We start from the raw sequence: 24,806 nt of genomic DNA on the forward strand, positions 1-24,806 counted from the left end.
CACCCGTGCACCCGGTCGGTGACCAGCTGGCCGCCGCCGTCCGGTCCGTCCAGGGCCTTTCCCGGCGGCACGCGCGCGTGAAGGCGGCCGAGGCGCTGGAACGGGTCGGGATTCCGGCGGCCCGGGCGCGGGGCGCGGCGGCCTGCGCGGTGGTGGGGGCCGTGCCGGCCACTGACACGCCCGGAGGGCTCAGCGGCGGCGGAGGTCGGCGACGCGGGCTGTCCGCTCCGGGGGGCCGTCGCCCGCGAGGGAGGCGCTGCGCAGTTGCCCGCCGCCCGGGTGGCGGCCCCGCTGGCCCGGGAGCGGGACGTCGCGGCGGGACTGCCGCCCCGGGGGGGCTCCCTCCGCGCCGGACGCCCCGGCGCCCGTACCGGCCACCGTGATCTGGACGCCCTGGTCCGCCAGCGCCTGGAGCTCCATGCCCGCCCGCTCGTCATGCGCGGGCGGCTCGTCGGTGACCAGCCGCGTGATCACGTCCGTCGGCACGGTCTGGAACATGGTGTCCGTACCGAGCTTGGTGTGATCGGCCAGCACGACGACCTCCGCCGCCGCCTGGACCAGCGCGCGGTCCACGCTCGCGGAGAGCATGTTGGACGTGGACAGGCCCCGCTCGGCGGTCAGACCGCTCCCGGACAGGAACGCCCGGGAGACTCTGAGCCCCTGGAGGGACTGCTCCGCCCCGCTGCCCACCAGCGCGTAGTTGGACCCGCGCAGGGTGCCGCCGGTCATGACGACCTCCACGCGGTTGGCGTGGGCCAACGCCTGCGCCACCAGCAGGGAGTTGGTGACGACGGTCAGCCCGGGGACGCGCGCGAGCCGGCGCGCCAGCTCCTGCGTGGTGGTCCCGGCGCCGACCACGATGGCCTCGCCCTCTTCGACGAGGCCGGCGGCCACGTCGGCGATGGCCGTCTTCTCGGCGGTCGCGAGATGGGATTTCTGCGGGAAGCCGGACTCTCGCGTGAAACCGCCCGGCAGCACCGCACCGCCGTGCCGGCGGTCGAGGAGTCCTTCTGCCTCCAGTGCCCGCACGTCGCGCCGCACGGTCACTTCGGAGGTCTGGACGACGCGGGCGAGCTCTCGGAGCGATACCGCCCCATTGGCGCGCACCATTTCAAGGATCAACTGACGACGTTCTGCAGCGAACACGAAACTGACAGTAACCCCAGCGACCGTTTCTTTGCAGCGGTATGCGCCTATTACGCGAAGTTGCGAACAGACGGGCCCGCCAAGTGGTATAGGCGGGCCCGTCCAGGAACGTTCCTTGACCGATCGATGTCCCGACTTGCCGGGGGTTGCCGGGTGTTGTCCGTACGCCCCGATACCGTCGGACGGGGCTTACGCCTCGGCCGTCGTCTTCCGGGTGTGCAACTGTCGTGCCACCTCGGCGATCGAGCCCGACAGGGATGGGTACACGGTGAAGGCGTTTGCGATCTGTTCGACCGTCAGGTTGTTGTCGACCGCGATCGAGATCGGGTGGATGAGCTCGCTGGCCTTGGGCGCGACGACACAGCCGCCGACCACGATGCCCGTGCCCGGACGGCAGAAAATCTTGACGAAGCCGTCCCGGATGCCCTGCATCTTGGCGCGCGGGTTGCGCAGCAGCGGCAGCTTGACGACCCGGGCGTCGATCTTGCCCGCGTCCACGTCCGCCTGCGTGTAGCCGACCGTGGCGATCTCCGGGTCGGTGAAGACGTTGGACGAGACGGTCTTGAGGTTCAGCGGGGCGACCGCGTCCCCGAGGAAGTGGTACATCGCGATCCGCCCCTGCATGGCCGCGACCGACGCGAGGGCGAAGACCCCGGTGACGTCACCGGCCGCGTACACGCCCGGCGCGGACGTACGCGAGACCTTGTCCGTCCAGATGTGGCCCGAGTCCCTGAGCCGTACGCCGGCCTCCTCCAGGCCCATCCCGGCGGTGTTCGGGATGGCGCCCACGGCCATCAGGCAGTGCGTACCGGAGATGACCCGGCCGTCCGCGAGGGTGACCTCGACACGGTCGCCGACGCGCTTGGCGGAGGCGGCGCGCGAGCGGGCCATGACGTTCATGCCCCGGCGCCGGAAGACGTCCTCCAGGACGGCGGCGGCGTCCGGGTCCTCGCCGGGCAGCACCCGGTCGCGGGAGGAGACGAGCGTGACGCGCGAGCCGAGCGCCTGGTAGGCGCCCGCGAACTCCGCGCCGGTCACACCCGAACCGACCACGATGAGCTCCTCGGGGAGTTCGTCGAGGTCGTAGACCTGCGTCCAGTTGAGGATGCGCTCGCCGTCCGGCAGGGCGTCGGGGATCTCGCGCGGGTGGCCGCCGGTCGCGATCAGTACGGCGTCGGCGGTGAGGGCCTCCTCGGTGCCGTCCGCGGCCGTGACGATCACCTGGCGGGAGCCGTCCATCGCCTGGCGGCCGTCGAGCCGGCCCCGGCCGCGCAGCACCCGCGCGCCCGAGCGGGTCACGGACGCCGCGATGTCGTGGGACTGGGCGAGCGCGAGCCGCTTGACGCGCCGGTTGACCTTGCCGAGGTCGACGCCGACGATCCGGGCGGCCTGGTCGATGTGCGGGGTGTCGTCCGCGACGATGATGCCGAGCTCCTCGTGGGAGGAGTCGAACGTGGTCATCACCTCGGCCGTGGCGATGAGGGTCTTCGAGGGTACGCAGTCGGTCAGGACGGACGCTCCGCCGAGGCCGTCGGTGTCGACGACGGTCACCTCCGCGCCGAGCTGGGCGGCCACCAGGGCCGCCTCGTATCCGCCGGGTCCGCCACCGATGATCACGATCCGGGTCACTGGGGTTAGGCCTCGCGCTCTCGTCACGGCAGGGATGCAAGTACGTACCCCATTGTCCCGCACGGCTCGAAGAGCTTCCCGCCGGGGCCCTCCACGGTGGAAACAGGACGCACCCCCGGCCCTCCCGTACCCTCGATCCCATGTCGCTCTACGCCGCGTACGCCGGCAACCTCGACGCGCGGCTGATGACCCGCCGCGCCCCGCACTCCCCGCTGCGCGGCACGGGCTGGCTCAACGGCTGGCGGCTGACGTTCGGCGGCGAGCAGATGGGCTGGGAGGGCGCGCTCCCCACGATCGTGGAGGCCCCGCGCTCCCAGGTGTTCGTCGCGCTGTACGACATCGCCCCGATGGACGAGGACTCCATGGACCGCTGGGAGGGCGTCGGGCTGGACATCTACCGGCGCATGCGGGTCCGGGTACACACCCTGGAGGGCGAGGAACCCGCCTGGCTGTACGTGCTCAACGGTTACGAGGGCGGCCTGCCCTCGGCCCGCTACCTGGGCGAGATCGCGGACGCCGCCGAGTCGGCGGGCGCCCCGCACGACTACGTGATGGAGCTGCGCAAGCGACCCTGCTAGCGCCTTTGTCGGAAACGACAAGACAACGATCCCAGGTCCGTGAGCATCGTCATCTACGCGCGTAGGCAATCTCCGGCTACGCTCTTGGGCGTACTGCTTTCTTCCGGGGCCCGCCCCCGGACCCCCGGCCGTCAGTGAGCGGGCCGGGGCGACTGTTCCTTCGCGAGGCGAGAGACTCTGTGAACGCAACTGCCACCCCGGACCACCTCCAGGGCGACCCCTACGCCGCCGCCGCCGACGCCGCCGCGCGCCTGCGCGCGCTGACCGGCGCCGAGACCCACGACGTCGCCCTCGTGATGGGCTCCGGCTGGGCGCCGGCCGTCGACGCGCTCGGCGCCCCCGACGCCGAGTTCCCGGTCACCGAGCTCCCCGGCTTCCCGCCGCCGGCCGTCGCGGGCCACGGCGGCAAGATCCGCTCGTACACGATCGGCGACAAGCGCGCGCTGGTCTTCCTGGGCCGTACGCACTTCTACGAGGGCCGGGGCGTCGCCGCCGTCGCCCACGGGGTACGCACCGCCGTCGCCGCCGGCTGCAAGACCGTCGTGCTGACCAACGGCTGCGGCGGGCTGCGCGAGGGCATGCGCCCCGGCCAGCCGGTCCTGATCAGCGACCACATCAACCTGACGGCCGCCTCGCCGATCGTCGGCGCGAACTTCGTCGACCTCACGGACCTGTACTCGCCCCGGCTGCGCGCCCTGTGCAAGGAGGTGGACGAGACGCTGGAGGAAGGCGTGTACGTCCAGTTCCCCGGCCCGCACTACGAGACCCCGGCCGAGATCAACATGGTCCGTGTGCTCGGCGGCGACCTGGTCGGCATGTCGACCGTCCTGGAGGCCATCGCGGCCCGCGAGGCGGGCGCCGAGGTCCTGGGCATCTCGCTGGTCACCAACCTGGCGGCGGGCCTCTCGGGCGAGCCGCTGAACCACGAGGAGGTCCTCCAGGCGGGCCGCGACTCGGCGGCCCGGATGGGTGAGCTGCTGACGCGGGTCCTGGACCGTATCTGACGGGACCGTCCAGCCGTCGCGCCGTCCCCGGAACGGGGCGGCGCTCTTTCTCGGTTCGCCCCGGGGCGGTGCCCTTTCTCGGTGCCCACCGGCGCGGTGCCGGGCGGAGGCGGAGGCCGGTGGGTGGGGGCGTGGCCCCTCCGGGCTCGCCTCCTCAAGGCCGGCGGCCTCTGCGGGGACGACCCTGCACGGCCCCAGCCCGGCCGTACGCCGGGTGCGAGCCGGTGGCGGGCGGTCGGGCCCGTCCCCGCCCACCGGCGCCGGCCGACGCGCCGCGCCGGGACGGGGGCCGAGCGCCGGGGTACCGGTAAGCGCAGAACCAGTCGTACGACACCCAGAGAGGCAGACACCGTGCAGCAGAACCTCATCGCGCAGGCCGAGGCGTGGCTGGCCGAGGACCCGGACAGCGAGACCCGCGACGAGCTGGCCAAGCTCATCGAGGCCAGGGACCTCGACGCGCTCGCCGACCGGTTCAGCGGCACGCTGCAGTTCGGTACGGCCGGGCTGCGCGGCGAGCTGGGGGCGGGCCCCATGCGGATGAACCGGGCCGTGGTCATCCGCGCGGCCGCCGGACTCGCCGCGTACCTCAAGGGCAAGGGCCAGGGTGACGGCCTGGTCGTCATCGGGTACGACGCCCGCTACAAGTCGGCCGACTTCGCGCGGGACACCGCCGCCGTGATGACCGGCGCCGGCCTGCGCGCGGCCGTACTGCCGCGCCCGCTGCCGACGCCCGTCCTCGCGTACGCCATAAGGCACCTGGGCGCCGTCGCCGGTGTCGAGGTGACCGCCAGCCACAACCCGCCCCGCGACAACGGCTACAAGGTCTACCTGGGTGACGGCTCGCAGATCGTGCCGCCCGCCGACGCCGAGATCGCCACCGAGATCGCGGCCGTCGCGAGCCTCGACGACGTACCGCGCGCCGAGAGCGGCTGGGAGACGCTCGGGGACGAGGTCCTGGAGGCGTACCTGGCGCGTACGGACGCCGTCCTGACCCCCGGCTCGCCGCGCACCGCGAACGTCGTCTACACGGCCATGCACGGCGTCGGCAAGGACGTCGTCCTGGCGGCGTGGGAGCGGGCCGGGTTCCCCGCGCCCGTGCTGGTGGCGGAGCAGGCCGAGCCCGACCCGGCCTTCCCGACCGTGGCGTTCCCCAACCCCGAGGAGCCGGGCGCGATGGACCTGGCGTTCGCCACGGCCCGGCGGGCCCGGCCGGACATCGTCATCGCCAACGACCCGGACGCCGACCGCTGCGCCGTCGCCGTCCCGGACGACTCCGCCGAAGGCGGCTGGCGGATGCTGCGCGGCGACGAGGTCGGGGCGCTGCTGGCCGCCCACCTCGTCCACAAGGGCGCCACGGGCACCTTCGCCGAGTCGATCGTGTCGTCGTCGCTGCTGGGCCGGATCGCGGAGGCGGCCGGGCTCGGGTACGAGGAGACGCTGACCGGCTTCAAGTGGATCGCCCGCGTGGAGGGCCTGCGGTACGGGTACGAGGAGGCGCTCGGCTACTGCGTCGACCCCGGTGGCGTACGCGACAAGGACGGCGTCACGGCGGCGCTGCTCGTCGCCGAGCTGGCGTCGGAACTGAAGGAGCAGGGCCGTACGCTCCGCGACCTGCTGGACGATCTGGCCATCGCTCACGGCCTGCACGCCACCGACCAGCTCTCCGTCCGGGTGGAGGACCTGAGCGTCATCGCCGACGCCATGCGCCGGCTGCGCGAGCAGCCGCCGACCTCGCTCGCCGGGCTGAGTGTCACGTCCGCCGAGGACCTGACGGAGGGCAGCGGCAAGCTGCCGCCCACGGACGGGCTGCGGTACTACCTGGACGGCGCCTTCAAGGCCCGTGTCATCGTCCGGCCCAGCGGCACCGAGCCGAAGCTCAAGTGCTACCTGGAGGTCGTCGTACCGGTCGGTGAGGCGAGCGAGCTGGCGGACGCGCGGGCGAAGGGCTCGCAGACCCTGGCCGCGATCAAGCGGGACCTGGCGGCGGCCGCCGGTATCTGATCATCTGATCACGGCACGGGATGCCGCGTCCGGGTGAATCCGGTACGGCACGTGACGCACGGCCCGGGTACGTTCCCCACGCGCCGAGCAGGGTGACCCCGGTATCGCAGCCGAGCCCTGGAGCGCCCCGTGCCGCCGGTGATCACCGTCCGCCCGACCGTCCCCGCGTCCCGGCGGCCGCCGTCCCCGGCGGGCGGCCGGGTACGGGAACGCACCGCCCGTTCGCTGGAACGCGCCGCCCGTTCGCTGCGCCACGCCGCGCCCGCGCTGCTCGGCTACCTGGCCGTACGGCTCTTCGGGCTGCTGGTGCTGGCCCGCTGGGCGCACCTGAAGGGCCATGGCGTCTGGCCGACGCTCGCCACCTCCTGGGACTCCGACTGGTACCTGGGCATCGCCGACCACGGGTACCAGGACGGCCTGGGTACCCGGGTCAACTCCAACAACCTGGCGTTCTTCCCGCTCTACCCCGTGCTGGTCAAGGCGGTCGCGGGCGTCACGCCCGGCTCGCGCGCGTCGGTGGCGCTGGTGCTCGCGGTCGGCTTCTCGCTGGTCGCGGCGTGGGGGATCTTCGCGGTCGGCGACCGGCTGCGCGGGCGTCGCGAGGGGACCGTGCTGGCCGTCCTGTGGGGTGCGCTGCCGGTCGGGATCGTGCAGTGGATGGGCTACACCGAGTCGCTGTTCACCGCGCTCGCCGCCTGGTCGCTGTACGCGGTGCTGACCGGCCGCTGGCACGCGGCGGCCGCGCTCGCCGTGGCGGCCGGGCTGACGCGCCCCACCGGCATCGCGGTCGCGGCGGCGGTCACGGTGACCGGCCTGATGGCGACCGCCCGGACACGGGAGCGGGCGCCGCTGGTGGCGGCGCTCACCGCCCCGCTGGGCTGGCTGGGGTACGTGGCGTGGGTGGGCGCCCGGGTCGGGCGCTGGGACGGCTACTTCGCCGTGCAGCGGCTGTGGCGCAACGCGTGGGACGGCGGCGCGGGCACGCTGCGCGAGATGCGGGCGCTGCTGGCGTACGACACGGCTCCGCAGCTGTTCCTGGTCGCCGTCTCGGCGGTGCTGGTGGGGTCGGCCGCGCTGTACGTGCTGTGCCTGGCGGACCGGCAGCCGCTCGCGCTGCTGGTGTTCAGCGGGGTCCTGCTGGCGGTGGTCCTGGGCAGCGGCGGGGTGTACTTCCCGCGCGCCCGCTTCCTGCTGCCGGGCTTCCCGCTGCTGCTGCCGCTCGCGGTGGCCGTGTGCCGGGCCAGGCGGGTGGTGGCGGCGCTGGTGCTGGGCGGGGCGGTGCTGTCGTCGGCGTGGCTGGGCGGCTACATGCTCCTGGTGTGGCAAGGGCCGCCGTGAGCCCCGGGCCGCCGGGAGGATCGCGAGGATTCATATCGCCGGGAGCGCACGACGACTCAGCTCGCCGGGAGCACCACGAGGCTCAGGCGGCCAAGGAGCACCACGACGACTCAGGCGAGCAGGAGGAGAACCGCGAGGACTCAGCTCGCCGGGAGGACCACGAGCCTCAGGCGGCCAAGGAGCACCACGACGACTCAGGCGAGCAGCCGCAGGACCGCGAGGACTCAGCTCGCCAGGAGGACCACGACAGCTCAGGTGGCCAGGAGCACCACGATGACTCAGGCGACCAGGAGGACCACGAGGAGGATGACTCCGGCGGCCACGGGCCCGATGATCTCGTACGCCCAGCGGACCCGCGGCGCACCCTGCGCGCCCGGCCGCGCCGCGCACCGCTCGGCCAGTTCCCGCAGGTCGGCGATGGTCTGGTCGGCGCCGGCCGAGGGGGCCGCCGCGGGGTCCCCCGGGCTGCCGGCCCTGGCCTGCCGGCGTGCGGCGCGCTTGCGCTCCCGCAGTGAGACGGGCACCGACCACAGCTGGTACCGGGTGCCGTCCTGGGTGAGGACCTCGCTGGAGTACCCGGCGCGCACGTCGGCGACCGCCGCCCAGGGCAGGTCGATCGTGCGGAAGGGGTTGCGGACGCGCATGCGGTCCTCGTTGGCGTACACCACGGGCCGGAAGGTGAACGCGACGACCAGCGGTACCGCGATCAGCAGCGAGGCCAGCGTGATCCAGGGTGTCCGGCCCTCGCCGTTGACCAGCCCGTCCCCGCCGATCCAGGCGGCGAAGCCGAGCAGCAGCAGGCCGCCCACGATCCCCAGGGGCGAGCGGAAGGACCGGTCGGCGTACTCGGGCTGCTGGCGGCTCGTCATGCGGCCGATTCTGCCTCACGGCCCCCGGGCTCACGCGATGAGACCCGCGCGCCTGCCCATGGGCACGGGCCCGCCGCGTGACGGAGCTCACCACCACCGGCCCACCAGCGGTTTCGCCGCCCGCTGCGAACCGGGGGCTGTACAGGTCGCTACGCGCGTAGATATGCTCCCCTGGTGACCATGCCCACCTCCCCCAAGCTCTCGGCTCCGCTGGAGCAGGGTGGTGCCCCCACCACCCCCGCATTCGCTGACGTGACCGCGTCCGACAGCACCCTGCGCCGCTTCCTTCACGGGCTGCCCGGCGTGGACGCCGTCGGCCTCGAAGCGCGCGCCGCGTCTCTCGGTACGCGTTCGATCAAGACGACGGCCAAGGCGTACGCCATCGACCTGGCCATCTCGATGATCGACCTGACGACGCTGGAAGGCGCGGACACCCCGGGCAAGGTCCGGGCGCTCGCCGCCAAGGCCGTCCATCCCGACCCGACCGACCGCACCACCCCGCGCACCGCGGCGGTGTGCGTGTACCCCGACATGGTGGCCACCGCCAAGGCCGCCCTCGCCGGTACGGACGTGAAGGTCGCCTCCGTCGCGACCGCCTTCCCGGCCGGCCGCGCCGCCCTCGACGTCAAGCTCGCGGACACCCGTGACGCCGTCGCCGCGGGCGCGGACGAGATCGACATGGTGATCGACCGCGGGGCGTTCCTCGCGGGCGACTACCTGAAGGTGTACGAGGAGATCCGGGCCGTGAAGGAGGCCTCGGGCGCCGCGCGCCTGAAGGTCATCTTCGAGACCGGCGAGCTCTCCACGTACGACAACATCCGCCGCGCCTCCTGGCTGGGCATGATCGCCGGGGCGGACTTCATCAAGACCTCCACCGGCAAGGTCTCCGTCAACGCCACCCCCGCCAACACGCTGCTCATGCTGGAGGCGGTGCGCGACTTCCGCGCCCAGACCGGGGTACAGGTCGGGGTGAAGCCCGCGGGCGGCATCCGGACCACCAAGGACGCCATCAAGTTCCTGGTCCTGGTCAATGAGACGGTCGGCGAGGACTGGCTGGACAACCACTGGTTCCGGTTCGGCGCGTCGAGCCTGCTGAACGACCTGCTGATGCAGCGTCAGAAGCTGGCCACCGGCCGTTACTCCGGTCCCGACTATGTGACGGTGGACTGATCACGATGACGAAGTTCGAGTACGCACCCGCCCCCGAGTCCCGCTCGGTCGTCGACATCGCGCCGTCCTACGGCCTGTTCATCGACGGCGAGTTCACCGAGGCCGCGGACGGCAAGGTCTTCAAGACCGTCTCCCCCGCCTCCGAGGAGGTGCTCTCCGAGGTCGCCCAGGCGGGCGCCGAGGACGTGGACCGGGCCGTGCAGGCCGCCCGCAAGGCGTTCGAGAAGTGGTCGGCGCTGCCCGGCGCCGAGCGCGCCAAGTACCTCTTCCGTATCGCCCGGATCATCCAGGAGCGCAGCCGCGAGCTGGCCGTCCTGGAGACCCTGGACAACGGCAAGCCGATCAAGGAGACCCGCGACGCGGACCTCCCGCTGGTCGCCGCGCACTTCTTCTACTACGCGGGCTGGGCCGACAAGCTCGACCACGCCGGGTTCGGCCGGAGGACGACAGAAGGGCACAGCGGTGCCAACCCGCGCCCGCTCGGCGTCGCGGGCCAGGTCATCCCGTGGAACTTCCCCCTCCTGATGCTCGCGTGGAAGATCGCCCCGGCGCTCGCCACCGGCAACACGGTGGTGCTCAAGCCCGCCGAGACCACCCCCCTGTCGGCCCTCTTCTTCGCGGACATCTGCCGCCAGGCGGGATTGCCGAAGGGTGTCGTGAACATCCTCCCGGGTTACGGGGACGCCGGCGCCGCGCTCGTCGAGCACGGGGGCGTCAACAAGGTCGCCTTCACCGGCTCCACCGCCGTGGGCAAGGCCATCGCCCGCCAGGTGGCGGGCACGAGGAAGAAGCTCACCCTGGAGCTGGGCGGCAAGGGCGCCAACATCGTCTTCGACGACGCGCCCATCGACCAGGCCGTCGAGGGCATCGTCACCGGCATCTTCTTCAACCAGGGCCAGGTCTGCTGCGCGGGCTCCCGCCTCCTCGTCCAGGAGTCCATCCAGGACGAGCTGCTGGACGCCCTCAAGCGCCGCCTGTCGACGCTGCGCCTGGGCGACCCGCTGGACAAGAACACCGACATCGGCGCGATCAACTCCGCCGAGCAGCTGGCCCGTATCAAGGCCCTCGCGGAGACCGGCGAGGCGGAGGGCGCCGAGCGCTGGTCCCCGGCCTGCGAGCTGCCGTCCTCCGGCTACTGGTTCGCCCCGACGCTCTTCACCAACGTCACCCAGGCGCACACCATCGCCCGCGACGAGATCTTCGGCCCGGTCCTGTCGGTGCTGACCTTCCGTACGCCCGACGAGGCCGTCGCCAAGGCCAACAACAGCCAGTACGGCCTGTCCGCCGGCATCTGGACGGAGAAGGGCTCCCGCATCCTCGCGGTGGCGAACAAGCTCCGCGCGGGTGTCGTCTGGGCCAACACGTTCAACAAGTTCGACCCGACCTCGCCCTTCGGCGGCTACAAGGAGTCGGGCTTCGGCCGCGAGGGCGGCCGCCACGGCCTGGAGGCGTACCTCGATGTCTGATCGGCTCAGTGTCCTCAAGACCTACAAGCTGTACGTCGGGGGCAAGTTCCCCCGCAGCGAGAGCGGCCGGGTGTACGAAGTGACCGACTCGAAGGGCAAGTGGCTGGCGAACGCCCCGCTCTCCTCGCGCAAGGACGCGCGGGACGCGGTCGTGGCGGCGCGCAAGGCGTTCGGCGGCTGGTCGGGCGCGACGGCGTACAACCGCGGCCAGATCCTCTACCGCGTCGCCGAGATGCTGGAGGGCCGCAAGGACCAGTTCGTCCGCGAAGTGGCGGACGCCGAGGGGCTGTCCAGGGCCAAGGCGGCCGTGGTCGTCGAGGCGGCCATCGACCGCTGGGTCTGGTACGCGGGCTGGACGGACAAGATCGCCCAGGTCGTGGGCGGGGCGAACCCGGTCGCGGGCCCGTTCTTCAACCTGTCGACGCCCGAGCCGACGGGCGTGGTCGCGATCGTCGCGCCGCGCGAGTCGTCCTTCCTGGGCCTGGTCTCGGTCGTCGCCCCGGTGATCGCCACCGGCAACACCGCGGTCGTCATCGCCTCCGAGAAGGCCCCGCTCCCCGCCCTGTCCCTGGGCGAGGTGCTGGCCACCTCCGACCTGCCGGGCGGTGTCGTGAACGTCCTGTCGGGCAAGGCGGCCGAGATCGCGGCCCCGCTCGCCGCGCACCAGGACGTCAACGCCATCGACCTGACGGGCGCGGACCAGGAACTGGCCCGCGAGCTGGAGATCGCCGCCGCGGACAACCTCAAGCGCGTCCTGCGCCCCCAGGCTGTGGACGGCGAGGACTTCACCGCCGACCCCGGCACGCACCGCCTGACCGCGTTCCTGGAGACCAAGACGGTCTGGCACCCGACCGGCTCCCTGGGCGCGTCCGGCTCCGCGTACTGAGGCGCGCACTGAGCGCCGCTTGCTGAGTCGCGCGTACTGAGGCGCCACCCGACCGAACGGCTCCGCTTCCCCTCCGTCCGGGGGCAGCGGAGCCGTTCTCGTACATCCGGGCGGCGTCCCCACCGGCAGCGCGGGGCCCGGCGCCCGCCGGAACACGGAAAGGCGTAACCAGCCGAGCACGCACGGTGGATGAGATGTGACGCTCACTACCAAGGGGCTGCGGATGGGGTTCCCCTACCGGATCAATGGTCCAGACTGGTGTCCCGTGAGTCCCCACCCCATCCCGACCCGTGTCGTGCTGCTCGCGGGCCCCTCCGGCTCCGGCAAGTCCTCCCTCGCGGCCCGCACCGGCCTGCCCGTGCTGCGCCTCGACGACTTCTACAAGGAGGGCCACGACCCGACGCTCCCGCTCGTCCCCGGGAGCGCGGACGTCGACTGGGACTCCCCGCTGTCCTGGGACGCGGACGCGGCGGTGGCCGCCATCGTGGAACTGTGCGCCACGGGACGCACCACCGTCCCCGTGTACGACATCGCCACCAGCACGCGCGTCGACCGCGAGACCCTCGACATCGAACGCACCCCGCTCTTCGTGGCGGAGGGCATTTTCGCGGCCGACATCGTCGCGCGGTGCCAGGACCTCGGCGTCCTGGCCGACGCCCTGTGCCTGCGCGGCCGCCCCTCCACCACCTTCCGCCGCCGGCTGCTGCGCGACCTGCGCGAGGGCCGCAAGTCGGTGCCGTTCCTGCTGCGCCGGGGCTGGCGCCTGATGCGCGCCGAGCGCTCGATCGTCACCCGGCAGAGCGCCCTGGGCGCCCACCCCTGTGACAAGGCGGAAGCCCTGGGCCGCCTCGCCGCCGCGGCGGCGGGCCGCCACCGCATGCCCATGGCGCGGGAAGCGGTGTAACCCGCGAGAGGCCGGACAAGCCCCCCCGGCTTGTCCGGCCCGCGCGTTTCCCCCGTTCCCCCGTGGCCCCCCGTTCCCCGTCACCGGCCGCCGTCTCCCCCCGCAACCGCGGCCGGCCCCCCTTGCCTTCAGGCCACGAGCTGGCCGAAGGACTCCTCCTCGTCACGGCCGAAGCTGAGGACCTCGTCCTCCCGCAGCCGGCGCAGGGAGCGCCAGATGCTCGACTTCACCGTGCCGACACTGATGTCCAGGATCTCCGCGATCTCCGGGTCCGTACGGCCCTCGTAGTAGCGCAGGACGAGCATCGTGCGCTGCGCCTCGGGCAGCCGGGCGAGCGCCTGCCAGAGCACGGCGCGCAGCTCCGTGCCGCGCATCGCGTCGGTGTCGCCTGCGGACTCGGGGAGTTCCCCGGTCGGGTACTCGTCGATCTTCCGCCGCCGCCACGCGCTGATGTGCAGGTTGGTCATGGTGCGGCGCAGGTAGCCGCCGACCGCCCCCTTGTCGCTGATGCGGTCCCAGGCCCGGTACGTCGAGAACAGCGCGCTCTGCAGCAGGTCCTCGGCCTCGAAGCGGTCGCCGGTGAGGTGGTAGGCGGTGGCGTACAGGGAGGCGCGGCGTTCCCGTACGTAGGCGGTGAACGCCGCTTCGGCGTTCACGGCCTCCGTGGGGTTCGTCCGCTCCCCCTGAGCCTCCCCGTACGCCGCTCCCCCGTCAGGCACGGCCGCCATGTACGGCGACTTGTGCTGACGCCCGGCGCTGCGAACACACCCCCGCGGGTTCACCGCGCCGGACTTCTCCGTGCTCCGCGCGACGTCGTGGAGACGCGTGACAACTGCGCTTGAAGTGGTGCTGTGCAGTGCGTTCATCTCGCGCCCCCCGTCGGTTGGAGTCTGCTTCGGTCCGTGTGCCAACGAGCTTGCCGGGGCGACTTCATAGCGGTGTCCGCCGACTGTCACAGACCTGTCACAGGGCTCGGCGGTCGAACTGTCCCGCCCCCATGGGACAGAATGTCGCCGTGCCTTTCCTGTTGCTGATCGAGGACGACGATTCCATCCGCACGGCCCTCGAACTCTCGCTGTCCCGCCAGGGCCACAAAGTGGCCACCGCGGCGACGGGCGAGGACGGCCTGAAACTGCTGCGCGAGCAGCGGCCGGATCTGATCGTGCTGGATGTGATGCTGCCCGGCATCGACGGTTTCGAGGTGTGCCGGCGGATCAGGCGTACGGACCAGTTGCCGATCATCCTGCTGACGGCGCGCAGCGACGACATCGACGTGGTCGTCGGCCTGGAGTCGGGGGCGGACGACTATGTCGTCAAGCCGGTGCAGGGCCGGGTGCTGGACGCGCGCATCCGGGCCGTGCTGCGGCGCGGGGAGCGGGAGTCGACGGACTCGGCGACCTTCGGGTCGCTGGTGATCGACCGGTCGGCGATGACCGTGACGAAGAACGGTGAGGATCTCCAGCTCACGCCCACGGAGCTGCGGCTGCTGCTGGAGCTGAGCCGCCGGCCGGGGCAGGCGCTGTCGCGGCAGCAGCTGCTGCGGCTGGTGTGGGAGCACGACTACCTGGGCGACTCACGGCTGGTGGACGCGTGTGTGCAGCGGCTGCGGGCCAAGGTGGAGGACGTGCCGTCCTCGCCGACCCTGATCCGTACGGTCCGGGGTGTGGGCTACCGGCTGGACGTGCCCGCGTGAGCGGTGCCGCGAGACGCGCCGCGCGCGCGGTGCCGGGCGCGGGGCCTCGCTGGACGAGTCTCAGGCTGCGGCTCGTCGTCGTCTTCGCGCTCGTCGCCCTGACGGCCGCCGTGTCGGCGTCGGGGATCGCGTACTGGCTCAACCGTGAGGCCGTGCTCACGCGTACGCAGGACTCGGCGCTCAACGACTTCCGGCAGGAGATGCAGAACCGGGCGGCCGCGCTGCCGCCCCGGCCCACGGAGGAGGAGCTGCGGCGGACCGCCGAGCAGATGTCGTCCGGCGGTGTCGGGTACGGCGTGGTGCTGCTGGGCGAGCGCGCCAAGGGCAAGCCGATCGCCGGGGTGTCCGACCCGGACCGGTTCACGATGGACGACGTACCCCAGGAGCTCCGGGCCGCGGTGAACAAGCGGCAGGAGGTGACCTCCAACAACGCCTACCCGTACCACCTGTTCTGGCAGCGCACCACGCGTGACGGCACCCCCTATCTCGTGGGCGGTACGCGGATCGTCGGTGGCGGGCCGACGGGTTACATGTTCAAGTCGCTGGAGGCGGAGCGGCAGGATCTGAACTCGCTGGCCTGGTCGCTGGGGATCGCCACCGCGCTGGCGCTGATCGGCTCCGCGCTGCTCGCGCAGGCCGCGGCGACGACCGTGCTGAAGCCGGTGCACCGGCTCGGGGAGGCGGCGCGGCGCCTGGGCGAGGGCGAGCTGGACACCCGGCTGCGGGTGTCGGGCACCGATGAACTGGCCGAGCTGTCGCGGACGTTCAACAGCGCGGCCGAGAGCCTGCAGAAGAAGGTCGCGGACATGAGCTCGCGGGAGGAGTCCAGCCGCCGCTTCGTCGCCGACATGTCGCACGAGCTGCGTACGCCGCTGACCGCGCTGACCGCCGTGACGGAGGTGCTGGAGGAGGAAGAGGACAGCCTCGACCCGATGATCGCGCCTGCCGTCAAGCTGGTGGTGAGCGAGACGCGGCGGCTGAACACGCTGGTGGAGAACCTGATGGAGGTCACCCGCTTCGACGCGGGTACGGCCCGGCTGGTCCTCGACGACGTGGACGTCGCCGACCAGGTCACGGCCTGCGTCGACGCGCGTGCCTGGCTGGACGCGGTCGAGCTGGACGCCGAGCGCGGCATCATGGCCCGGCTCGACCCGCGCCGCCTGGACGTGATCCTTGCGAACCTCATCGGCAACGCGCTCAAGCACGGCGGCTCGCCGGTGCGGGTCTCGGTGCGCACGGCGGACGCCGACCTGTTCATCGAGGTGCGCGACCACGGGCCCGGCATCCCCGAGGACGTACTGCCGCACGTCTTCGACCGGTTCTACAAGGCCAGCGCGTCGCGGCCGCGCTCGGAGGGCTCGGGGCTGGGCCTGTCGATCGCGATGGAGAACGCCCTGATCCACGGTGGCGACATCACGGCGGCCAACTCGCCGGACGGTGACGGGGCGGTGTTCGTGCTGCGGCTGCCGCGCGACGCCTCGCGGACGGCGGACGGCCGGGGAGAGGAGCGGGAAGGTGACGGGGATGAGGGTGCGTGAGCGGCGGGGCGCGGTGGCGCTCGCGGGGGTCGCCCTGGTCGCCGCCCTCGCCGCCGGCTGCGGGATCCGGACGACGTCGGTGCCGGTCGACGCGGGTGCCGCGCCCTCGCGGCTGCCGTGCAGCCTGCCCGGTGGGGACGTCACGGCGCAGGCGCGGCGGTCGGTGCCGGTGAGGGTGTACCTGGTGTGCGCCTCGGGTCTGGAGGCGGTGAGCCGCACGGTGCCGGCGGCGGGCGAGAAGAACCCGCGGGACGGCCGGGTCGCGGTGGCCCGGGAGCTGCTGGCCCAGTTGCGGGCCGAGCCGGCGGCCGAGGAGCGGGAGGCGGGTTTCACCACGTACGTCCAGGAGCCGCTGACCGTGTCGGCGGGCCGCGCGGGCGACCCGGCGGGGGCGCTGCGGCTGAGCCGCCAGCCGGAGGACCTGCCCGCCGCCGCGCTGTCGCAGATCGTGTGCACGTACGCGGAGAACGGCACGACGGCCGATGGCGGCACGGTGCTGCTGGGCGGCCCGGGCGCCTACCCGGTGCGCCGCTACGCCTGCACGGCCCAGCTGAGGGAGCGGCCGGAGTCGGCCGCCCCGACGCGTTCTCCCTGAGGCGGCTCGCGAGGGCCGGCCGGGTGCCGGAACCGATCGTGCCGGTCGGCGCGTCTTGGGGGGCGTGCAGCGTCATGGTTCGGGCGGCAGTGCCGCCATCCGCCTCCGCGCGGCGGGGCTCATCCTCCTCATCGCCCATCTGCTACTCGTGGGGTGGCTGACGCTCCGGCCGCTGGACGTGATGTGGGTGACGGCGGCCAATCTGGAGCCGTTCGCCGGTATCAGGGCGGATCTGGCGCTGGGCCCGGTCGAGGCGGCCGTGCGGATCGGCGAGGGGCTGTTACTGCTGGCGCCGCTCGGCGTGCTGCTGCCGATGGCGGGCGGACGGCTGGACGTCTCCCCGTGGGTCTCGCTGGCCCGTACGGTCCTGGCTGCCGCGCTGCTGTCGCTGGGCATCGAGCTGTTGCAGACCGCCGTGCCCGGGCGGGTGGTGGACGTGGACGCGCTGCTGCTGAACACCACCGGGGTGGCGCTGGCGCACCTGGCGGTGGTGCCGGCCTGGCGGGGGCGGCTGCGCCGCCGGCGGCGGCCGTCGGCCGGAGGGGGGAGCCGGGGCCGGGGCGCGGGGGTACTGCGGGATGACGCCCCCCAGGGTGCGACCCCGAGGATTCCCAGGGTCGGTATCGCCCCGTAGTCCGACGTTTTGTCCTGGGTTTCCGGGTGAGTATGGAATCACTCGAACAGAACGATTCGACCGAACGATTCGACCGAACGATTCGACCGGAACGACTGATCGAAACGACTCGACTCGCGAAGGAGCCCACCATGGCCGCACTTGTCCGCCCTCGTCAGGGACGCATGATCGGCGGAGTGTGCGCAGCGCTGGCACAGCGCTTCGGCACCTCCGCGACCACGATGCGCGTGATCTTCCTGGCCTCGTGCCTGCTGCCCGGCCCGCAGTTCCTGCTGTACGTGGCGCTGTGGATATTCCTGCCCTCGGAGAAGTCCGCCAAGCCGGCCTGGTAGGACCCCGGGCACGCGGGCACAGCGCAAGGGGCGCACACCCTCCCGGGTGTGCGCCCCTTCCGCGTACGCGCCGGCGCCCGCTTCAGGCCCCGAGGCCGGCGACCGGGAGGCTGCCGCCGACCGGCAGGCCGCCGAGGAGGCCGGCCGCGGCGGAGGGGTCGAGGGGCACGCCCTGCACCGAGGCGTTCTTGGCGACGGAGCCGACCACTGCCGGCGCGGCGTTCGCCACCTCGGCGGCGGTGCCGGGGGCCCGCTCGACGGCGGACTGCATGACCGGCAGCGCGGTGGCGGTGGCGGTACCCAGCGCACCGTTGACGGGCGTGTGGTTGGCCGCGGAGGCGGTGCCGGCGGCGGTGGCGGCGAACGCGGCGCCAAGGGCGGCGACACCGAGGGTCTTGGCGGCAGACTGCTTCATCGAAATTCGTCCTTGGAAACACTCGGGGGAAGATGAGCGGCTCCGCAACCTAGTCATCGATCAGCGAGACCTGCAAACACCCGGGCGGCCACGTCACGCAATTACCGGCCGTTTACCGAGGCCGTCGCTCAGCGCTTTTTCGGCGAGAAGTCGCTGGTGGCGGCGGTCTGCGTGAACAGCCATTCGGACTTGAGCTCTGCATACCCGGGCTTGATCACGTCATTGATCATCGCCAGGCGTTCATCGAAAGGAATGAATGCTGATTTCATCGCATTGACCGTGAACCACTGCATGTCGTCGAGCGTGTAGCCGAACGTCTCGCTCAGCAGCTCGAATTCCCGGCTCATGCTGGTGCCGGACATCAGCCGGTTGTCGGTGTTGACCGTGGCCCTGAAGTGCAGCCGGCGCAGCAGCCCGATCGGGTGCTCGGCGTACGAGGCGGCGGCGCCGGTCTGGAGGTTGGAGGTCGGGCACAGCTCCAGCGGGATGCGCTTGTCGCGTACGTACGCGGCGAGGCGGCCGAGCGTGACGGTGCCGTCGTCGGCGACCTGGATGTCGTCGATGATGCGGACGCCGTGGCCCAGGCGGTCGGCGCCGCACCACTGGAGCGCCTGCCAGATGGACGGCAGGCCGAAGGCCTCGCCCGCGTGAATGGTGAAGTGGTTGTTCTCGCGCTTGAGGTACTCGAAGGCGTCCAGGTGCCGGGTGGGCGGGTAGCCGGCCTCGGCGCCCGCGATGTCGAAGCCGACGACGCCGCTGTCGCGGTAGCGGTTGGCGAGTTCGGCGATCTCCAGCGCGCGGGCGGCGTGCCGCATGGCGGTGAGCAGGGCGCCGACGCGGATGCGGTGACCGTTCTCGCGGGCGCGCCGCTCGCCTTGGCGGAAGCCCTGGTTGACGGCTTCGACGACCTCTTCGAGGGTGAGGCCCTTTTCGAGGTGCTGCTCGGGCGCGTAGCGCACCTCGGCGTACACGACACCGTCCGCGGCGAGGTCCTCGGCGCATTCGGCGGCGACCCGGACGAGGGCCTCTCGGGTCTGCATGACGGCGCAGGTGTGCGCGAAGGTCTCCAGATAGCGCTCCAGCGAGCCGGAGTCGGCGGCTTCGCGGAACCAGATGCCGAGTTTGTCCGGCTCCTGCTCGGGGAGCGCTCCGTAGCCGGTCTCCCGGGCGAGTTCGATGATCGTGCCGGGGCGCAGACCGCCGTCGAGGTGGTCGTGGAGCAGCACCTTGGGGGCGCGGCGGATCTGGTCCGAGGTGGGGATGTCGGGTGTCTGGCTCGTCATTTTCGAACTGTACGCCCTACGCGCGTAGAGGCAACCCTCTTCCCAGGGCTGTCGATACGTAACAGTGACCGCGCGTACGGCTGGCGTACACCTCGTCTTCTGAGACTGTTCTGCCATGGCACTCCACGCACTCGTAGGTACGGGGGGCGCGCGGGCGCCCCGGCTGGGCCGGCCCGTCGGGACGTCCGTTCCGGCGGTGAACGGGGTGGTTCTGCTCCTCCCGGACGGGGAGCCCGAGTCGGGGCGCGGGCCCTCACCCCTCGCCCACGCGGCGGCCCTGCCGCTGGCGCGCGGCCTGGTCCGGGCCGGGCGCGCGGAGGGGCTGGAGGGCATGGTGGCGCATGTGGTGCGCTACCGGGGGCGCGGGTGGAACGGCGCGGACGCGCGGCTCGCGGCGGACGCGGCCTGGGCGGCCTCGGAGGTCGTACGACGGTACGGCGACGTCCCGGTCTGTCTGGCCGGGCACGGCATGGGCGGCCGGGCGGCGCTGCGCGCGGCGGGCCACACGGCCGTCAACTCCGTTCTGGCGCTTGCCCCCTGGCTGCCCGAGGACGACGTGGCGGCGACCCCCGAACCGGTGAAACAGCTCGTCGGCCGCCAGGTGCTGATCGTGCACGGCACGAATGACGCGCGTACCGATCCTGAGCTGTCGTACCGGCTGGCCGAGCGCGCGAAGAAGGCCAACCGGGACACGTGCCGGTTCGAGGTGCACTCCGACGGCCACGCGCTGCGCCAGCACCACGGCGAAGTCCTCGCGCTCGCGGCCGACTTCGTGCTGGGCGCGCTGTTCGCCCGGCCCTTCTCCCGCCCGGTCGCCGACGCGCTGGCGGCCCCGCCGCCGCTGGGCCTGCGGATGCCCCTGGCGGGCGGCTTCGGCCGGGCGCTGCGGCGGTGAGCGGGCGAAGGTGAGCGGGTTGCGGTGAGCAGGCCGCGGTGAGCGGGCGGCGGGGAATCAGCCCGACTCGGAGAGCAGGCGGCCGCGCCGGGAGAGGAGGAACCGCTTGAACGCCGCGACCGGGGCGGTGTCCGGGTGGCCGTCCAGCCAGGCCACGCCGATCTCGCGCGCCGCGCGCGGGGCCGTGACCGTCAGCTCGACGACGCCGGGGCGGGGGACCGCGGGGGGCGGGAGGAGGGCGACGCCCAGGCCCGCCGCGACCAGCCCGCGCAGCGTCTCGGCCTCCTCGCCCTCGAAGGCCACGCGCGGGGTGAAGCCCGCTTCCTCGCACAGGTCGTCGGTGATGCGGCGCAGGCCGTAGCCCGGCTCCAGGGTGACGAACGTTTCGTCGGCGGCCTCGGCGAGCCGGACGCGCTTGCGGCCGGCGAGCCGGTGGTCGTCCGGGACGACGAGGCGCAGGCGCTGTTCGTCCAGGCGGCGGGCGACCAGGTCGGGGGCGTCGGGGACCGGGGAGGTCAGGCACAGGTCCAGTTCGCCGGCGCGCAGGCGCTCGATCATGGCCTCGCCGTAGTTCTGGACGAGCGTGAAGCGGACCTTGGGGTGGTCGACCCGGAACGCGCGGATCAGGCCCGGCACGGTTTCGGAGCCCATGGTGTGGAGGAAGCCGAACGCCACCCGGCCCGCCGAGGGGTCGGCGTCCGCGCGTACGGCGTCGGCGGCCCGCTCCACCTCGGCCAGGGCGCGTTCGGCGGAGGCCAGCAAGGTCCGCCCGGCCGGGGTCAGACAGACCGTGCGGCCCTTGCGGGCGAACAGCGTCACGCCGAGGTCCCGTTCCAGCCGGACCACCGCCCGCGACAGCGTGGACTGGGGAACACCCAGATCGTGTGCGGCGCGGGTGACGTGTTCGTGGCGGGCGACCGCCGCGAAGTACGCGAGACGCGGCGCGAGCAGCAGCCCCATGTCTTCTTCGTTACTGTTCGGTGACAGCCACTCTCGTGAACTGTAGTGATGCACCATGGGAACGATTAAAGCGGTTCCATGCATTGGACGCATGAAACGGGGGTGCCTACGGTCGTCGTATGCCTTCCGCCAGTACCAAGGCGTCCACCGCACCCGTGGACGCCGACACGCGTCTTTGCCCCGGCCGCCCCGGCTACCGCCGGATGAGCCTCGCGCTCTTCGCCGCCGGAGTCGCCGCCTTCGCCCTCCTCTACGCGACGCAGGCCCTCCTGCCGGCCATCACCGCCGACTTCGGCGTGAGCGCGTCCGCCGCCAGCTGGTCCGTCTCCGCCGCGACCGGCGCGCTCGCGCTGTGCGTACTGCCACTGAGCGCCCTGTCGGAGCGGTTCGGCCGCCGTCGCATGATGACCGCGTCCCTCGCGATCGCCGTCGCCATCGGCATGCTCGTGCCGTTCGCGCCGAGCCTGGAGTGGCTGGTGGCGCTGCGCGCCGTGCAGGGCGCCGCCCTGGCGGGGCTGCCGGCGTCGGCGATGGCGTACCTGGCGGAGGAGGTCCGGCCCAAGGCGCTCGTCGCGGCGATCGGGCTGTTCGTCGCGGGCAACAGCATCGGCGGGATGAGCGGCCGGATCGTCACCGGCTGGGCGGCCCAGCTGTGGGGCTGGCGGGCGGCGCTCGCCGCGGTCGGGCTGATGGCGCTGGTGTGCGCGGTGGTGTTCCGTCTGATGATCCCCAAGGCGCGGCACTTCTCCCCCGGTTCGCTGAACCCCCGCGCGCTGGGCAAGACCGTCCGCACGCACCTGTCGGACCCGCTGCTGATGCGCCTGTACGCGATCGGCGCCCTGTTCATGACCGTCTTCGGCGCCGTCTACACGGTGATCGGCTACCGGCTCGTGGAGGAGCCGTTCTCGCTCCCGCAGGGCGTGATCGGCTCGATCTTCCTGGTCTACCTGGTGGGTACGGCGTCGTCCGCGGCGGCCGGCAAGCTGGTCGGCCGGCTGGGGCGGCGCGGGGCGCTGTACCTCGCGGTGGGCACGACCACGGCGGGGCTGCTGCTGTCACTGTCGGACGCGCTGGCCGGCGTCCTCCTCGGCCTGGTCCTGATCACCGCCGGGTTCTTCGCCGGGCACGCGGTCGCCTCCTCCTCGGTGAGCCGTACCGCGAAGACGGGCCGGGCGCAGGCGTCGGCGCTGTACCAGTCGGCGTACTACCTGGGCAGCAGCGCGGGCGGCGCGCTCGGCGCGATCGCCTTCCACGCCGGCGGCTGGGCGGGCACGGTCCTGCTGGGGCTGGTCGCCGTCCTCGGAGTCGTCTCCATCACCCTGTACGGAACGCACAGCGCGCGCGTCCAGGAGCGCCGGTTCCGGGAAACGTACAACCACACCGCTTCCCCGAGCGTCCTACGGGCATAACTACCGCATTGGGCTCCAGGGGGAGTTGGTATACGTGGGTGGGACAGGCAAACGAGCCGGGGCCGCGCTCGGCATGACCGCGCTGGTCGTGCCGCTGACGGTGGCCCTGGGCTCCGCACCGGCACAGGCCGCGTCGTGCACGACGCAGACGGGGCCGTACCAGAAGCAGGTGGAGAAGTTCCTGGGGCGGCCGGTGGACGGCAGGCAGTCGCCGGCCGACTGCCGGGCGATCCAGTCGTTCCAGCGGACGCACGGAATCACGCCGACCATGGGATACGCCGGGCCTCTCACCTGGCGCACGATGAACACGATCCTCCAGCAGCGGGCGGCCGGGAAGAACCCCAACAAGGCGGGCACGTGCCCCACCAACAAGGGCCGTATCGCGTGCGTGGACCTGACGCGGCAGCTGAGCTGGATCCAGGACGGCGCGAAGCTGGCGTACGGGCCCGTGCCCGTGCGGACCGGCCGGGACGGCGCCGAGACGCGTACCGGCGCGAAGAAGATCTACTACCGCAGCGCCAATCACTGGTCGACGATATACAAGGTGCGGATGCCGTACTCGCAGTTCTTCGACGGCGGGCAGGCCTTCCACTCCGTCACCAAGTCCATGTACAACCCGCCGGGTTCGGGCGGCTGCGTCAACATGCGGCCGGCGGACGCGAAGACGTACTGGAACATGCTCAGGAACGGCGACGACGTGTACGTCTACGGGCGCAAGCCCGGGACGTGACCCCCGGTCAGTGCCCTGCTGTAGCTTCCGAGAGTGAGATCGGAAGCGCGACAGGGGTGGACGCGATGAGCGATGTGGCGCCACTGGAGGAGTACCGGACCGAGCTGACCGGGTACTGCTACCGCATGCTGGGATCGGCCTTCGAGGCGGAGGACGCCGTCCAGGACACGATGGTCCGCGCCTGGCGGAGCTTCGACACCTTCGAGGGCCGGTCATCGGTGCGTTCGTGGCTGTACCGCATCGCGACGAACGTCTGCCTGGACGCGCTGAACGCGGGCAACCGCCGGGCCCGCCCCATGGACCTGACGGCGGCGACACCGGTGGCGCAGGCGCGGTTGAACGCCCGGCCGGAGGTCACCTGGGTGGAGCCGGTGCCGGACGCGCGGGTGTTGCCGTCGGTCGCGGACCCGGCCGAGACGGCGGTGGCGCGGGAGACGGTGCGCCTCGCGTTCGTCGCCGCGCTCCAGCACCTGCCGCCCAGGCAGCGAGCGGTGCTGATCCTCCGGGAGGTGCTGGCGTGGAAGGCGAGCGAGGTGGCGGAGCTGCTGTCCACCTCGGTCGCGTCGGTCAACAGCGCCCTTCAGCGGGCCCGGGCGACGCTCGCCGCGTCGGCGCCCGCCCACACGGACCCCGCCGACCCCCTCGACGAGGAGCAGCGCAGACTCCTGGACCGGTACGTGGCGGCGTTCGAGGGCTACGACATGGAGGCCCTGACCGCGCTGCTCCACGAGGACGCCACGCTCTCCATGCCGCCCTACGACCTGTGGCTCCAGGGCCACGACGACATCACCGGCTGGATGCTGGGCGTCGGGGAGGTGTGCCGGGGCTCGCGGCTGGTGCCGGTGATCGCCAACGGCACGCCCGCGTTCGCGCACTACCACCCGGACCCGGAGGGCGGCTTCAGCCCGTGGGCCCTCATGGTCATCGAGATCGTGGACGGCAAGGTCTCCGGGATCACGTCGTTCCTGGACGTGAAGCGGTGGTTCCCGCTGTTCGGCCTTCCGGACCGGCTGGAGGCGTGAGCAGGTCGGCCAGCCCGACCAACTCGATCAACACGCGCAGGGCCGGCTGTGCGTTCCGCACGACCATCGGACGCCCGAGCCGCTGCGCGGTCAACCGCAGCCGGGCCAGGGCGTCGACGGCGGCGAGGCCGGGCCGGATGACCCCGCCGACGTCGCAGATGACGTCACCGTCGCCGCTCTCACCGAGCAGCTCGGCCAGCTCCTCGCACAGGCGCGGCACGTCGGCGGGTTCGATCGGGCCGACGACGAGGAAGACGTTCGGATCCGTGGTGTCCATGGGGAAGAGACCCGCCTCTCGGGAGGAACTCA

General features: G+C 72.5%; 25 protein-coding genes. 17 read left to right on the top strand and 8 right to left on the bottom strand.

Going from position 1 to position 24,806, the window contains the following annotated elements:
- Positions 1-189 precede the first annotated feature (189 nt).
- Both QWM81_RS17845 and QWM81_RS17850 read right to left on the bottom strand, forming a co-directional pair.
- On the bottom strand, positions 190-1,146 hold the full coding sequence (locus tag QWM81_RS17845; RefSeq protein ID WP_290113034.1) for a DeoR/GlpR family DNA-binding transcription regulator: 957 nt from the start codon (positions 1,144-1,146) through the stop codon (positions 190-192).
- A 189-nt stretch (positions 1,147-1,335) separates the two neighbouring features.
- Positions 1,336-2,775: an NAD(P)H-quinone dehydrogenase gene (locus tag QWM81_RS17850; protein WP_290113035.1), complete on the bottom strand. Its 1,440-nt coding sequence runs from the start codon at positions 2,773-2,775 to the stop codon at positions 1,336-1,338.
- Positions 2,776-2,915: 140 nt separating this feature from the next.
- Between QWM81_RS17850 and QWM81_RS17855 the strand changes: the two genes are divergently transcribed.
- The 4 genes from QWM81_RS17855 to QWM81_RS17870 all read left to right on the top strand — a co-directional run bounded on the left by QWM81_RS17855 (position 2,916) and on the right by QWM81_RS17870 (position 7,696).
- On the top strand, positions 2,916-3,353 hold the full coding sequence (locus QWM81_RS17855) for a gamma-glutamylcyclotransferase family protein (RefSeq protein ID WP_290113036.1): 438 nt from the start codon (positions 2,916-2,918) through the stop codon (positions 3,351-3,353).
- A gap of 179 nt (positions 3,354-3,532) precedes the next feature.
- On the top strand, positions 3,533-4,357 hold the full coding sequence (locus tag QWM81_RS17860; RefSeq protein ID WP_290113037.1) for a purine-nucleoside phosphorylase: 825 nt from the start codon (positions 3,533-3,535) through the stop codon (positions 4,355-4,357).
- Positions 4,358-4,708: 351 nt separating this feature from the next.
- Positions 4,709-6,358, top strand: coding sequence for a phospho-sugar mutase (locus tag QWM81_RS17865; RefSeq protein WP_290113038.1), 1,650 nt, complete (start codon positions 4,709-4,711; stop codon positions 6,356-6,358).
- A 129-nt stretch (positions 6,359-6,487) separates the two neighbouring features.
- Entirely contained in the window at positions 6,488-7,696 is a 1,209-nt protein-coding gene (locus QWM81_RS17870) for a putative hexosyltransferase (RefSeq protein ID WP_435372389.1), read from the top strand.
- 278 nt (positions 7,697-7,974) lie between these two features.
- Here QWM81_RS17870 and QWM81_RS17875 read toward each other — a convergent pair whose 3' ends face one another.
- A complete protein-coding gene (locus tag QWM81_RS17875) occupies positions 7,975-8,565 on the bottom strand; it encodes a PH domain-containing protein (RefSeq protein WP_290113039.1) in 591 nt (196 codons plus the stop codon).
- Between the two features lie 180 nt (positions 8,566-8,745).
- Between QWM81_RS17875 and deoC the strand changes: the two genes are divergently transcribed.
- From deoC to QWM81_RS17895, 4 genes are all read left to right on the top strand, one after another.
- Entirely contained in the window at positions 8,746-9,735 is a 990-nt protein-coding gene (gene deoC / locus QWM81_RS17880) for a deoxyribose-phosphate aldolase (RefSeq protein WP_290113121.1), read from the top strand.
- Between the two features lie 5 nt (positions 9,736-9,740).
- A complete protein-coding gene (locus QWM81_RS17885; RefSeq protein WP_290113040.1) occupies positions 9,741-11,201 on the top strand; it encodes an aldehyde dehydrogenase family protein in 1,461 nt (486 codons plus the stop codon).
- Positions 11,194-12,087 carry an aldehyde dehydrogenase family protein gene (locus QWM81_RS17890; protein ID WP_290113041.1) on the top strand — a complete coding sequence of 298 codons (894 nt, stop codon included), beginning with the start codon at positions 11,194-11,196 and terminating at the stop codon, positions 12,085-12,087. Before QWM81_RS17885 ends, QWM81_RS17890 begins: the two co-directional genes overlap by 8 nt.
- 265 nt (positions 12,088-12,352) lie before the next feature.
- Positions 12,353-12,991 (top strand): uridine kinase, encoded by a 639-nt coding sequence (locus QWM81_RS17895; RefSeq protein ID WP_290113042.1) that lies wholly within the window; start codon positions 12,353-12,355, stop codon positions 12,989-12,991.
- 128 nt (positions 12,992-13,119) lie between these two features.
- Here QWM81_RS17895 and QWM81_RS17900 read toward each other — a convergent pair whose 3' ends face one another.
- Positions 13,120-13,857 (bottom strand): SigE family RNA polymerase sigma factor, encoded by a 738-nt coding sequence (locus QWM81_RS17900; RefSeq protein WP_290113043.1) that lies wholly within the window; start codon positions 13,855-13,857, stop codon positions 13,120-13,122.
- A 149-nt stretch (positions 13,858-14,006) separates the two neighbouring features.
- Here QWM81_RS17900 and afsQ1 point away from each other — a divergent pair, with 149 nt between their 5' ends.
- The 5 genes from afsQ1 to QWM81_RS17925 all read left to right on the top strand — a co-directional run bounded on the left by afsQ1 (position 14,007) and on the right by QWM81_RS17925 (position 17,783).
- The gene (afsQ1, locus tag QWM81_RS17905; RefSeq protein ID WP_179166385.1) at positions 14,007-14,684 is read left to right on the top strand and encodes a two-component system response regulator AfsQ1; all 678 of its coding nucleotides are present in this window, start codon (positions 14,007-14,009) and stop codon (positions 14,682-14,684) included.
- On the top strand, positions 14,681-16,222 hold the full coding sequence (locus tag QWM81_RS17910; RefSeq protein WP_290113044.1) for an ATP-binding protein: 1,542 nt from the start codon (positions 14,681-14,683) through the stop codon (positions 16,220-16,222). The genes afsQ1 and QWM81_RS17910 overlap by 4 nt, the downstream gene beginning before the upstream one ends.
- Positions 16,209-16,817, top strand: coding sequence for a hypothetical protein (locus tag QWM81_RS17915; RefSeq protein ID WP_290113045.1), 609 nt, complete (start codon positions 16,209-16,211; stop codon positions 16,815-16,817). The genes QWM81_RS17910 and QWM81_RS17915 overlap by 14 nt, the downstream gene beginning before the upstream one ends.
- A gap of 64 nt (positions 16,818-16,881) precedes the next feature.
- Positions 16,882-17,451: a VanZ family protein gene (locus QWM81_RS17920; protein WP_290113046.1), complete on the top strand. Its 570-nt coding sequence runs from the start codon at positions 16,882-16,884 to the stop codon at positions 17,449-17,451.
- 131 nt (positions 17,452-17,582) lie between these two features.
- Positions 17,583-17,783, top strand: coding sequence for a PspC domain-containing protein (locus QWM81_RS17925; RefSeq protein WP_290113047.1), 201 nt, complete (start codon positions 17,583-17,585; stop codon positions 17,781-17,783).
- Positions 17,784-17,865: 82 nt separating this feature from the next.
- Here the strand turns inward: QWM81_RS17925 and QWM81_RS17930 are convergent, their stop codons facing one another.
- Positions 17,866-18,198 carry an ATP-binding protein gene (locus QWM81_RS17930; RefSeq protein WP_290113048.1) on the bottom strand — a complete coding sequence of 111 codons (333 nt, stop codon included), beginning with the start codon at positions 18,196-18,198 and terminating at the stop codon, positions 17,866-17,868.
- Between the two features lie 128 nt (positions 18,199-18,326).
- Positions 18,327-19,481, bottom strand: a complete 1,155-nt coding sequence (locus tag QWM81_RS17935; RefSeq protein ID WP_290113049.1) for an adenosine deaminase — start codon at positions 19,479-19,481, stop codon at positions 18,327-18,329.
- Positions 19,482-19,596: 115 nt separating this feature from the next.
- Between QWM81_RS17935 and QWM81_RS17940 the strand changes: the two genes are divergently transcribed.
- Positions 19,597-20,376: an alpha/beta hydrolase gene (locus QWM81_RS17940; RefSeq protein ID WP_290113050.1), complete on the top strand. Its 780-nt coding sequence runs from the start codon at positions 19,597-19,599 to the stop codon at positions 20,374-20,376.
- Positions 20,377-20,433: 57 nt separating this feature from the next.
- Here the strand turns inward: QWM81_RS17940 and QWM81_RS17945 are convergent, their stop codons facing one another.
- Entirely contained in the window at positions 20,434-21,336 is a 903-nt protein-coding gene (locus QWM81_RS17945; RefSeq protein WP_435372390.1) for a LysR family transcriptional regulator, read from the bottom strand.
- 119 nt (positions 21,337-21,455) lie between these two features.
- On the opposite strand from QWM81_RS17945, the gene QWM81_RS17950 reads away from it, so the two are divergent.
- From QWM81_RS17950 to QWM81_RS17960, 3 genes are all read left to right on the top strand, one after another.
- Entirely contained in the window at positions 21,456-22,745 is a 1,290-nt protein-coding gene (locus QWM81_RS17950) for an MFS transporter (protein ID WP_290113053.1), read from the top strand.
- Between the two features lie 73 nt (positions 22,746-22,818).
- Positions 22,819-23,475: a L,D-transpeptidase family protein gene (locus QWM81_RS17955; RefSeq protein WP_290113122.1), complete on the top strand. Its 657-nt coding sequence runs from the start codon at positions 22,819-22,821 to the stop codon at positions 23,473-23,475.
- 65 nt (positions 23,476-23,540) lie between these two features.
- Positions 23,541-24,497, top strand: a complete 957-nt coding sequence (locus QWM81_RS17960) for a sigma-70 family RNA polymerase sigma factor (RefSeq protein WP_290113054.1) — start codon at positions 23,541-23,543, stop codon at positions 24,495-24,497.
- Here the strand turns inward: QWM81_RS17960 and QWM81_RS17965 are convergent.
- Positions 24,430-24,774, bottom strand: coding sequence for an STAS domain-containing protein (locus QWM81_RS17965; RefSeq protein ID WP_290113055.1), 345 nt, complete (start codon positions 24,772-24,774; stop codon positions 24,430-24,432). The genes QWM81_RS17960 and QWM81_RS17965 overlap by 68 nt on opposite strands.
- Positions 24,775-24,806 lie beyond the last annotated feature (32 nt).

Source organism: Streptomyces ficellus (assembly GCF_030406405.1).
In the GTDB taxonomy this organism is placed as follows: domain Bacteria; phylum Actinomycetota; class Actinomycetes; order Streptomycetales; family Streptomycetaceae; genus Streptomyces; species Streptomyces ficellus_B.